An 11,707-nucleotide genomic window follows, 5' to 3' on the forward strand; every position below is an offset into this window, starting at 1 on the left:
TTGCTCCTCATTTACCAACCTGTTTATGCTTTTTTCAAACTTTGCAACAGAACCGTTAATTGCACTAAGTCGCTTACTGCGTTCTTTATAGGCAATTTGCTTCTTATGTTCTTTAGATGCTAAATCCTTTTGTCTACGCTTCATTTGCGTTTCAGTTAATTTATACAGAATAAGTCTTGCAGGAAGCTTTTGATACATTCCAATATAGATTTCAGGAATTTCATATGTTTCACCTGACTGTAATTGATCAATAAATTGCTCCATATCTAATTGGATGTACTCAGATTGTTTTTTTATGGTTCCATTTTGAAAGTATTCAGGTTCTTTATTCTTCTGATATATACGTGTATTAAGCTTTAATCGTGAAATAAAATAAGCACCACACTCGCTTATAGTATGTGAACTACCCCCCACTTAACGTCCTTACGGACTGTTTGAAGTGGGGGGCTTCTTGGGAAGTAGATACTTTTATTAGCTATCTATATTTACCAAGCTATAAGGGCAGTTCCTGCCCCTAAAGAAAATACCAATTACATGGCTAGTGTTAGCAAGTTGATACTTGCGTTTACATCTCTATCATGATGTCTATTACATTCAGGACAAGTCCATTCTCTAAGGTTTAGATTCTTGAATCCCTTGTTTTTATAGCCACAGCAAGAACCAAGTTGACTACTTGCATAATTCTTAGGTACGATGATAAAATCACGCCCTTTCCATATTGCTTTATAGGCAAGGTATTCTCTGAATTTAGACCAAGATACTTCGCTGATTGCTTTGGCTAACTTGTGATTCCTTTGCATATTCTTCACTTTCAAGTCCTCAATCACAATTACTTGGTTTTCGTTTGTGATTTCATTACTTATCTTGTGAAGAAAGTCATTACGTTGATTAGCAATCTTTTCATGAAGTCTTGCGACTTTTAATCTAGCTTTGTTTAGATTGTTTGGTTCTCAAGTGTTTTAGCGTCTTGTTCTTGACGACTCAATACATTTTAAGGGTAGAAGAATTCGCTACTCCAACCTCATATGTATTCGGTTTTCAGAGAACGAAAATGTTTTAGAGGCTTTTACTTGTCTATAGATTTATTATACCTAAAAAAACAAGTGTTTTTCTACGAAAAAGTGATACTTTCACCCTATGCCTAAAGGCGGAATGAAGTCCTGCATAGGCTTTCCCGTATCACTAAATCTGTAATGGTTATGATATAATAAAATTCAAGTATAATAAGGGGGATTAATTAAATGATTTTTCAAAGCATGATTACAGCTATTATAGAAAAATTACAAGCGACGGTGAATCCCTATTGGATAATTGTGTTTGGATCAACAGCGGAGAACAGAGAACGAGAAGATAGTGATATTGATATAGCCTATTTAAGTGACATAACTTTAGGGAATTATGAGCGTTTTTTATTAGCACAGGAGTTAGCCAACATCGTTCATAAAGATGTTGATTTAGTTGATTTATCCGAAGCTTCTACAGTTTTTCAAGCTCAGATTATACATACAGGAAAGACAATATTTTGTTCTGATGAAGAACGAAAGGTCATTTTTGAAATGAAAACTTTAAAAATGTATTCAAAATTGAATGAGGAACGCCAGATAGTATTTGATGATATAAAGAAAAGAGGTTCTATATATGAAGAATGAAGTTATTTTAAATAAAATTTCTACAATAGAGCGTTGTATAAAAAGAATCCAAGATGTGTATGGAAATGACCCTGAGAATTTAGAGGATTATACAAAGCAAGATTCCATAATATTGAACATACAAAGAGCTTGTGAAGCGAGTATTGATTTAGCAATGCATATTGTTGCAGGAAAAAAGTTAGGATTACCACAATCTAGTCGAGAGGCTTTTGATTTATTGGTTACAGCGGGATTACTTAGCAAAGAGCTAGCAAATAAGTTAAAGGCGATGGTTGGATTTCGAAATATTGCTGTTCATGATTATCAAAGTGTAAATTTAGATATTGTTCGTCAAATTATCGAAAAACATTTAAAAGATTTTAAACTATTTACGAAAGAAGTTATGGGAATATTGGAATTATAGAGGTACACGTTTTAGAATCATCATTATTTAGGTGAGGAGAAATTGTTATGCTTTTTTCTAATTTTAGGGGGAAGAACATAACTGTGTAGTTTTTTACCTACTTGTTTTAGATATGGCTATACCGTAGAAAGATACTCCCTTTGGAGTATCTTTTTTTGGTTGTTACGTTTTGGTTATCTGTAGTACGGAATCTCTCAACAATTCTTTAAAATTCTGTTGTTACAGCAACAACAGTTAAAGTTGTACGGGGGTTTCTGGAAATTAATCAATCAGAATTAGCAGACCGAATAAGCGTTAATACAAGTTTAGTATATACAATTGAAAATAGGAGCAAAAGAATCACATCCAGTTTCATCAAGAGGTTCAAGCGAGCTGTTAGTATTCCGGATTCTGTTTTGGATATCGTATGTTTACAGAACAAATTAAGGGAATAAGAGATGCTACTTCTCCTTTTTAGACGTTAACGGAGACACCTAAATTAGTATTTTTCTCTAATGTATCAAAACACAAGAATACTATTCATTTTGAGGTATCAACAAAGTTTAAATCAAAATAAGTACTAGCGCTTAAAAATGAGAGTATGAATATATAAAAATATAAACATTGAGAAGGGGGGAAAGAAATGCGTTTTGACTGGATACAATTTATGTTTTGGCCTTTTATGATTGCAGCTATCGTATTTTCATTGATTGGAATATATGTAAAAAAACCATACTTCCTAATCATTTCGGCAGTATTAATGGTGCCTTCATCATTATACCTTGCTGTTCTACCCCCATTTTTTATATGGGCTTTAATCTTCCCATTACTTTACGCATGTGCAGCAATAGCATTAAAAAAACAAAAAACTTGGTTGCCAATTCTATTTTCAATACCCACTTATTTATTAATTAGTTGGATTGGATACATAGTACTAAATCCGGAACCAGTTAATACTGAGATGATAATTGAAGAAAAACAAGTAGAAGCCTTAGAATAACTTCCGCTAACGAGGATTTTTCTAGATTTCTAAATACATTGAATTCCAATAATGTTGCGTTATGTGAACAAGACTTGAATAGGATATACATCATACTTTTTCCCGATTGGAATAAAATAGTAGTAAAAAGATATTGGAGGGGTTTTATGAAGCTAGTAAGGCAACAAATTTATCTTCGACTTTACAAAACTTCTGACGCAGCGAGTTAGCTAAATTACATACTAGAAATCGCGAATTTTTTCAACGAGTTTGCCCATTACTCCCAGAAGCCTTTTATACAGAAGAACATCAAAAAATACGCATTAAACAGGCATTAAAAAAGACAGATGAAGGGCAATTATATGCTTTTGGAATCTTTTTAAAAGCAACTGATAAACTTATCGGAGACATTTCATTAACTCAAATTGCTAGGGGAGACCTCCAAAGCTGTTATACGGGATTTACTTTAGATAAGGAGTATAATGCAAAGGGCTATACAACAGAAGCTCTTCAACTTGTTGTAGACTTTGCTTTTAGAGAATTAAAACTACATAGAATTGAAGCAGGAGCTATGCCTGACAATATAGCATCTATTCGTATATTAGAAAAAGTAGGGTTTAAAAAAGAAGGGATAGCTAAAGAAAATGTAAAGATTAATGGCAAATGGACAGATCATCAAATATTAGCTATCATCAACAACTTGGATGTGTAAGCTCATTTCACTTCCGATAACGGGAATTTAAGTAACCTACTAATGATGGCCTGTTGAGCTATCTTTTTTTGTTGTATACATATTAGAAGCATAAGTTAACCAAAACGTTAACTATACTAAAATAATAATAGGATAGCATGTTTAATATAGAACATGCTATCCTATTTTTTATGATAAATAGATAGAATAATCAGATATTAAAAAATGTCCATTATGTATATAATGTGATTAATGAAATGTGTTTTTATTAGTTAGGGGACAAAGCCCACAGCGGGAGGCGTAAAAAGGGTTTAAGAGTTGAAGGGTGATGCGTGTACAAGAAGTGATACTGGAAGATGGAAAGAGATACATATTAGTAGATGAGAAAGGCTGTGAAGTTATTTGACTGATTATAATGCAATGCTATTTGATTTGGATGATACCTTACTTAATAGGGATAACGCAGTAGATAAATTGTTTTTAATTATTTTAGGGAAGTGTTATGGGGATATTAAATGTTCAGTCAAAAACGAAATGTTGCAGAAGTTTAGGGAATATGACAAAAGAAGCTATGGCGATAGTGACAAAGTAAAAGTTTTGGAATCATTTTTTGATGAATTTCCACCAAAATATAGATTGCCAAGCAATGACATTCAGGATTTTTGGAATAATAATTTTCCACATTGTTTTTCTATAGACCAAAATACTATAAATATCGTAAACACTATAAAGAAGCATGTTAAAGTTGCAATTATTACAAACGGTTCAACTCAGAGACAAAAAGCTAAAATAATTAACACTAATTTAAATAGTTGTTTTGATATAATAATTATTTCTGAAGAAGTGGGATTTAGTAAACCTGACAAACGCATATTTGAATTAGCATTAAATAAGCTTAATGTGCAACCGGAAACGGTATTATTCGTTGGAGACGATCTAGAAAGGGATATTGGTGGTTGTCAAAATGCAAATATAAAGGGCATATGGTTCAATCCTTATATGATCAAGAATGATACTGAAATAAAACCATATGCCGAGATCAATTCTTTTGATAAATTACTAAGTTATTTTACATATTAAGCATTTTCGTTATTCCGCTAACGGGCGCTTTAATTGAATAAAAGGAGAGAATATATTAGTCATGTATAATATGTGCTCTCCTTTATTTTTAGGGATTTTTATAATTTAGGTCTTGATAACGTTTTGGCCATCTTATGCTTCTTTTAGCATTAGCGGAGTCTGATGAGTTGTTATGATTTGATTTTATAAGAATATGTTTCCGATTTTTGGTTACAAAAACCACATAATTTACCATTTTGTTGAAGAGATTTTAATTGCTTTCTTTTTTTATTTCAATCGTAATGTAAAACAGGTGTGAAAAGATAATAAAGTTGTTTAATTTACAATAAAGTCATTTAAAAAAAATATAATTGTTTAAAAATCCTTCTTCCACTAACGGAGTAGATTAGCTCAATAAGGAATCAAAATAAGAACTTGTAGCTTCTGAAGAAATGGAAAAAAAAAAGAAAGATTTTAAATACAAAGTAGACTCTGTTATACAGAGGTAGAGAGATAATATAATTCATTTGTGATAAATTAGGAATAGTTTGATTTGTTTAAAACTGAGTAGAGGATTATAAAGTGTGTGCGTTTTTTTGCCAAGTCCTATATGTCTTATTCTATGGAGGAAATATGCTTAAAGATAATTTTAAAATTAGTAATATTCCCACGGTTTTATGGGGAGATATGAGTGAAAAAATTTTTATTGCAGTACATGGAAATATGTCAAATAAGGAAGATGCAGTTATTCAAATATTAGCTGAAGAAGCCAATCAAAAAGGTTATCAAGTATTAAGCTTTGATTTACCTGAGCATGGAGAAAGAAAAAATGATAATACTCCTTGCAAAGTGCAGTTTTGTATTAGTGAATTATCTATAATTATGAATTACGCAAAAGAACATTGGAAAGAAGTAAGCGTGTTTGCATGTAGTATGGGAGCTTATTTTAGCCTTTTAGCCTATCAAAATGATGTGTTAGAAAGGGCATTATTTTTATCACCAGTAGTTAATATGGAACGAATTATCGAAAATATGATGAAATGGTTTAATGTAACACCAGAGCTTTTGCAAAAAGAAATGACTATAGAGACACCTATTGGTCAAAAGTTATATTGGGATTATTTATGCTATGTAAAAGAACATCCTATTAATACATGGAATACAGATACATATATTATGTATGGAGCCAAGGATGAACTGTGCGAATTTGAAACTATTAACTATTTTACAAAAAAACATCGTTGTGAATTAGAAGTCATGGAAACAGGTGAACATTACTTTCATACTGAAGAACAGTTAAAGATATTTGAACAGTGGTTACACAAACATATCGATTAACAAATTACAATTTATCTTGAACCTGTTAGAGAAGAATGGTGAATATATAAACACCATCAAAATAATACATTTATTATCCAATAGCAAAAGACCACCTATTTCCGTAGATGGTCTCTGTCTCTTCAGCTTTATTGTACACATTTAAATTATACTGCTAATCGCGTACTATATTGTTATGCAATTGTGCATTAATTCTATTTTTAATATAGTAATAGTGAAAAATATCTATACTAAACTTTGGGAATATTCCGCATAAAGATTATCAATTTACTGTATATTCCGTCAATGTTATGATTTAAGTGTAATGTATATCTGTTTGAACCATGTCCCCTAATACAAGGTTTGAATAGTCATCTCAATACGCGAGAACAAACAGAGAAAAGGCACCTAAAGGTGCTTTTTCTTTATGAAAAAAACTCACACAATGTGCAAGGACTAAAGAAGGCTGTTCAGTTGGATGAGTCAAGCCCTTTTTAGACAGCCTCTTGCTTACATTAATCAAGAATTTTCGTTTAGGCTTAAAATTTTTTTGGTAATTTCATTTCTTTCAGTACTTTTAAAAGTCATTAGTTTTGGAGCTGAAGGGAGGTTGAAATTTACATGAGAATAAGCTAATTCAAAAAGAAAAGTACCAATTAATTGTTTATTTTGGTTTTCAATGATAATCCAAAAGACACGCTTTTCATGATCAGGCGTTCCCCATTTTGCTTTTTCAATAGAATTTCTAAAATTTAAGCACCCAGCAATAATAAAGTCATCTTCTTTTGTTTTTTCAGCAGACTGAAAACCTGCGTTCTCAAGCTCTTTCCATGCTGGAGGAAGTAGTTTATCTAAGTACATACCATATGTGGCATCTTCATACTCAGGAAACAATTTTTGGAATTTCCAAATGGTATCTGAAAGAACTTCTTCCCAATGGTCCTTTAAATAACCAGATACTTTTTGTCCTAACTCTTCAATTGACATTTCGGGTTGAATGTTTAATTTTGACACTTAGATCCCTCCGCCATTTGTTATTACTTACTCCTTAATCTTATAACATTAAAGCAAATTATAAGGTTTTCGATTGCATATACTTATTTTAGAGGGTATTAAATGATGAACTTTATAATGAGTTTAATATTGGTGGGGATGAAAAAGAATGAAGAATAATATAAGACCTATTGATATTGCAAAAAGGTTAAATGTGAGTACTAGCACTTTAAGAAGTTACGAAACAAGGGGGATTATCCAGCCACAGAAAGGTTGGATACAGGATATCGAATCTATACGGAGGAACATTTAGCATATTTTGAATGTATAGTAGCCATGTCACCGGGGTTTGGAATGGAGATAACAACAGCTGTACTAAAAAAACTGCAACAAAAAAATCTGAATTCTGCACTCTGGATAATCAACGAGATACAAGCAGCCAACTATCAAGAAAACGAGTTAGCTACTAGAATAATAAAAGACCTAAACGATATCATTGATTCCCAATCGATAGCAAATAACTTAATGACAATTGGAGAGGTAGCAAACAAAGCAAAAATCTCTACTTCTACTATACGATATTGGGAAAAGGAGGAGTATGTTAGTTCAAAGAGAGGTGAAAATAATTATCGCTACTTTAATTCATATCAGTTTATTAAAATTTTATTAATGAAGCTTACGCAAAACGCTGTGTATTCAAACGAAATTGTTCAATTAAAAAAATCTATTAGAAATTTGGAGGAATACAATATTGAAGGGGCAAAAAGCATTGTCGAGGAGTGCCAACAGCATTTAAATAAACGTAATCAAGAACAGTTACATGGGTTATATTTTTTGCATCGATTATGTGAAAAGTTAGGATTAAAATAACTAAGAATTAATATGGGATTTTTTACACGTCCGCCGAAAAAGGGGAATAAGGATTACTGCACATACCCATCGATTTAAGAATTTTATAAAGCCTCAAAACAAAAAATTGGTTCTGGTGCAAAAACTCTAAAGCTCTTGCAAGTAATTGAAGTTAGAATTATACATAAATTGTTTGGAATTGCATCATAAACTGTCATTGAACAGTCCATGCAGGTTCTATGTCTCTATCAAATAGTTTTTGCAACAGAACCAATAAAAAAAGATTTTGATGTTGTTATTGAGAAGTTGTTTAAAAAACATCAATCATGTTATTTAACAATCGGGCCATTTAATTGAATAAAGAAGAAGTTTTTTAAAAGTTGATTTAAGGGGTGTTTAGTTGAAATTTATTCGAATTAAAGATATAGCAAAATTTTTTAGTGATATTATTTTACATCCTTTGCAATAAGAGTGCATAATAATCTATTGTAAAGGATGCCTATTTCATTACTTACCTAAGGGAGAGTGTAGCTTGTGCGCAAAACCTGTGTTCCGAGTGGAGTTGAACTAAAAGACACTGGCTTTGGATATACGTTGTCCTTAATAGCCGGTAAATATAAAATGATTATTATATATTGGCTGTCTGAAAATAAGGTTATGCGGCATAATGAGCTGAAGCGAAGTATTGGTACCATTTCATTTAAAACGCTAAGCATCATGTTAAAAGAGCTGGAGGCAGAGGGCCTTATCATACGCAAGGAATTTCCCCAAATACCTCCAAAAGTTGAATATTCATTATCTGACCGTGGTCTTTCTCTCGTTCCTTTATTAAATATGATGTGTGAGTGGGGAGAGAAGAATCGTTTTCCATCTCTGAAGGATGTACACAAGTAGGTATAGCTATTTTGTTTAAATCAAAAGAAGTATCTCCCAAACAAAAAACTTCTTTTTTGTAGCTGTAATAAAGCTTCCTATTACAAGTTGTCAACAAAATTCAAATATTCCTGAGCGCTTTTTTCCAATTCGCTTGTACCCGGCTCATTTTCTTCTTCTTCGTTTCCACCCGGCTCATTTTCTTTGCCGTAAAACGCAAAGAACGAACGATAATCTGCATTGCAATACAGGAATGTCGTTTCAAATGGAACTAATATTTGTTCAAGTGTATACTGATATCTTCCGCTTTCACTATAATCTTCTTTTTTGATTCCTGCAGATACACCTAAAGCAACTCTACGACTCTTTAATTTATCACCTCCATTTGAACCATAGGCCCATCCATAAATTAAAACATCGTCAAACCATTTTTTAAGGAGAGGTGGACAATTAAACCAATATATAGGGAACTGCAAAACAAGATTACCATGTGATTCAACCAATTTTTGTTCTTTTTCCACGTTTATGTTTCCATCAGGGTAAACCTTAGACAATTCGTGAACAGTATACTTTTCCGGATATTTTTTCAGTTCTTCTACCCATCGCTTATTAATGACGGATGTTTCTATGCTGGGATGTGTTACGATAACAAGAGTCTTCAAAGATTTTTCCTCCTTAAGTATTTTTTATATCTTTATAATAAAGAACACACTACAAATATGTAAGTATGCACTTTTAGTACAGGTACTTACATAAAGGTGAGTGTTAAATCAGTCATAAAAATATTTTTTCTATAAGGGGGAACCAGCGAACCTATTACACGTAAAGTAGAATAGCTGCATTCTCGGGCTCACCGTATGTTGTACGAAAAGATCGTTTATTTATAAATCAATGTAATGGAATACTATATATAATTTTATTTTTTTATATTCTAAAGATTTTGCTTTTTATCTTATTCTTCTAACGCTGTAATATAAGTTTTTACTGCATGAAGTAAGAACTCTTCCTGACCCAAGCCAGATTCTGAAGCCATTTGAATTACTTTTTGTTTGAATTTATGATCCGCATGAAAAGTTAACGGCTCTACATTGCTTTTAAAGTATATACCGTCAACATGTGGCAGTATTGAGCCTGTCTTCATATGAGAATGTAAGTATTTAATTTCCTCTTGAAATTGTAATGGCTCTACCTTTAAGACAAAAGGTTTAATTTCAACTTGAATTTTGTCCTGCATAACGTTTAAACGCATATTTGCTACACCAAGGTGTTTATAAAATAAGTTTATTAGATTATAAGTAATTGAATTAAATAGCTGAGGCTTTTTAAAAGTAAAAGATAGATATCCTCGTTTTGTAATCACTGCATGTTTGTCAAAATGTTCAACTTTGTAGTCATGATCTTTGTATTCGGATAAAGAAAAGATTTCTTCATTTTGCGTGATAACTTTTCCATTAGTCCCATTTATCTCTATCACACGAGCTTTTTCCCCTGTATCTTGATGCATAAGTAATTGATATAAATAAAATTCAGTATCCTGAATCTTGGTGATAAAAGTTTTACGCTCTTTCGTAGTTGTTTTTTCATAATCGAGCTGAAAAATCTCTAAATCTTCTTCATCAATTATATATACTTGCTTTCCTCGCTTTTCCACCATTTTTGCTGGTAGCTTTCCTGATTTAATATAAGTAAATATGGTAGAAGGTGCTACATTTAAAAGTTCTGCTGCTTCTTTTGTACTTAATCCTTTGATTTCTTCTTTATTCATTAATCGTTCGATATCTTCTAAATAAAAGATTTTGCTACCGAACTGTTTCCAATTATCCTTATATACACATTCAATTAAACCATCTTTTTCTTTCTTTAAGATAGTCTGTACGGTAACTCCCATTAAATCTGCTGCTTCTTTTGTAGTTACTGTTGGCTTTGTAATAAACAATAAATCCTGTGTCATGAAAGTAATGCCTCCTTACTTAATTTCCGTAATTCTTAAATTATAAATATATTATAACAGAGTCCGCTATATATATGAAAATAGTTCTTAATATATTAAAAGTATTGATTTATTTGTGAAAATTAATGTAATTTTAAATAAATTTCTATATTTAAAGTAAAATAAATTTATTTTTAAACATAAAAATAAATTTTAAATTAAGTAATTGATTTCAAAACAATAACCAATTAATAATAATTTATAAAAAAATAAATGTATATTTAAATAGAGAAGAATATGGGATTATTACAGAAAGAACATGAAATTCACTTTGTGCAATTGATGTAAGTACAATCAAATTCATAGTATACTTAATAAATAGATATAAACTTACAATTTATAAAAGAAGAGGTGAAGCAGTTTTATGGATTCTAGCAATAGAAAACAATTATTACCTATTGTAAATAATAAAAAAGAATTTATAGATACATATATAGAACATATTAAAGATGTTAGCTCTTTTCTGAATAATAACCGTCATATGAATGATGTGGAACGAAAAATGGAGGCCGCAGAAAAAGATGGAAAGGGAAAATATGATTTTTTAAGTGATCTAGAAGTCATTTACCATTTTGTACATTTACAAAAAGACATGGATGAGAAGAAGAACCGAAAAAAAGATACGAAGAAGAGCTATGTATCTGAAATCCTATCATTTTGCCAATGCATGGTAGAGCATGCAGAAGAATTTGAAATTAACGGAGAAGAGGTACAACAAAACGCTTCTTTATTAAAAACATTGAGACCTTGGCACATTCGAAAATATAATATCTGGTTAAAAGAAGTACAGAATGGTCGTAATGGTGATACTTATGCGATCGCAACATTAGCAAAGAAAACGGTATTAATTCGTTCATTTTTAAAACATCTTCATGGGTTTGGTTATATTGAAAAACCACTACATGATGAACTACAGCGTGCAAAT

Annotated in this window: 11 protein-coding genes and 4 pseudogenes; 10 read left to right on the top strand and 5 right to left on the bottom strand. The window is 31.3% G+C overall.

All coding sequences use genetic code 11. The features are described from left to right. Both HRG09_RS26465 and HRG09_RS26470 read right to left on the bottom strand, forming a co-directional pair. Positions 1-399: pseudogene (locus HRG09_RS26465) on the bottom strand (hypothetical protein); the annotation flags it as partial. Between the two features lie 131 nt (positions 400-530). Continuing rightward, positions 531-935 (bottom strand): annotated as a pseudogene (locus HRG09_RS26470) (RNA-guided endonuclease TnpB family protein); the annotation flags it as partial. A gap of 306 nt (positions 936-1,241) precedes the next feature. On the opposite strand from HRG09_RS26470, the gene mntA reads away from it, so the two are divergent. The 6 genes and pseudogenes from mntA (at position 1,242) to HRG09_RS26500 (ending at position 6,098) form a co-directional block, all read left to right on the top strand. Beyond that, the gene (gene mntA / locus HRG09_RS26475) at positions 1,242-1,649 is read left to right on the top strand and encodes a type VII toxin-antitoxin system MntA family adenylyltransferase antitoxin (protein WP_174103816.1); all 408 of its coding nucleotides are present in this window, start codon (positions 1,242-1,244) and stop codon (positions 1,647-1,649) included. Next, a complete protein-coding gene (gene hepT / locus HRG09_RS26480; protein WP_174103817.1) occupies positions 1,639-2,052 on the top strand; it encodes a type VII toxin-antitoxin system HepT family RNase toxin in 414 nt (137 codons plus the stop codon). Before mntA ends, hepT begins: the two co-directional genes overlap by 11 nt. A 622-nt stretch (positions 2,053-2,674) precedes the next feature. Beyond that, positions 2,675-3,031, top strand: a complete 357-nt coding sequence (locus tag HRG09_RS26485) for a hypothetical protein (RefSeq protein WP_174103818.1) — start codon at positions 2,675-2,677, stop codon at positions 3,029-3,031. Between the two features lie 146 nt (positions 3,032-3,177). Further along, positions 3,178-3,722 (top strand): annotated as a pseudogene (locus HRG09_RS26490) (GNAT family N-acetyltransferase). Between the two features lie 399 nt (positions 3,723-4,121). Further along, positions 4,122-4,781: an HAD family hydrolase gene (locus tag HRG09_RS26495; RefSeq protein WP_174103826.1), complete on the top strand. Its 660-nt coding sequence runs from the start codon at positions 4,122-4,124 to the stop codon at positions 4,779-4,781. A 612-nt stretch (positions 4,782-5,393) separates the two neighbouring features. Continuing rightward, entirely contained in the window at positions 5,394-6,098 is a 705-nt protein-coding gene (locus HRG09_RS26500) for an alpha/beta hydrolase (RefSeq protein WP_174103819.1), read from the top strand. 498 nt (positions 6,099-6,596) lie between these two features. On the opposite strand, the gene HRG09_RS26505 is transcribed toward HRG09_RS26500, so the two are convergent. Next, positions 6,597-7,091 (bottom strand): DUF6022 family protein, encoded by a 495-nt coding sequence (locus tag HRG09_RS26505; protein WP_174103820.1) that lies wholly within the window; start codon positions 7,089-7,091, stop codon positions 6,597-6,599. Positions 7,092-7,239: 148 nt separating this feature from the next. Here HRG09_RS26505 and HRG09_RS29770 point away from each other — a divergent pair, with 148 nt between their 5' ends. From HRG09_RS29770 to HRG09_RS26520, 3 genes are all read left to right on the top strand, one after another. Beyond that, a complete protein-coding gene (locus HRG09_RS29770) occupies positions 7,240-7,383 on the top strand; it encodes a MerR family DNA-binding transcriptional regulator (protein WP_174103821.1) in 144 nt (47 codons plus the stop codon). A gap of 41 nt (positions 7,384-7,424) precedes the next feature. Next, on the top strand, positions 7,425-7,940 hold the full coding sequence (locus HRG09_RS26515; protein WP_174103822.1) for a MerR family DNA-binding transcriptional regulator: 516 nt from the start codon (positions 7,425-7,427) through the stop codon (positions 7,938-7,940). A 513-nt stretch (positions 7,941-8,453) separates the two neighbouring features. Then, positions 8,454-8,813, top strand: coding sequence for a winged helix-turn-helix transcriptional regulator (locus HRG09_RS26520; RefSeq protein ID WP_174103823.1), 360 nt, complete (start codon positions 8,454-8,456; stop codon positions 8,811-8,813). 80 nt (positions 8,814-8,893) lie between these two features. On the opposite strand, the gene HRG09_RS26525 is transcribed toward HRG09_RS26520, so the two are convergent. Both HRG09_RS26525 and HRG09_RS26530 read right to left on the bottom strand, forming a co-directional pair. Next, entirely contained in the window at positions 8,894-9,454 is a 561-nt protein-coding gene (locus HRG09_RS26525; RefSeq protein ID WP_174103824.1) for an NAD(P)H-dependent oxidoreductase, read from the bottom strand. Positions 9,455-9,744: 290 nt separating this feature from the next. Beyond that, a complete protein-coding gene (locus tag HRG09_RS26530; protein WP_174103825.1) occupies positions 9,745-10,743 on the bottom strand; it encodes a helix-turn-helix domain-containing protein in 999 nt (332 codons plus the stop codon). 403 nt (positions 10,744-11,146) lie between these two features. Between HRG09_RS26530 and HRG09_RS26535 the strand changes: the two are divergent. After that, a pseudogene (locus HRG09_RS26535) lies at positions 11,147-11,707 on the top strand (tyrosine-type recombinase/integrase); the annotation flags it as partial.

It is taken from the genome of Bacillus sp. Xin1, assembly GCF_013314535.1.
Taxonomy (GTDB): Bacteria; Bacillota; Bacilli; order Bacillales; family Bacillaceae_G; genus Bacillus_A.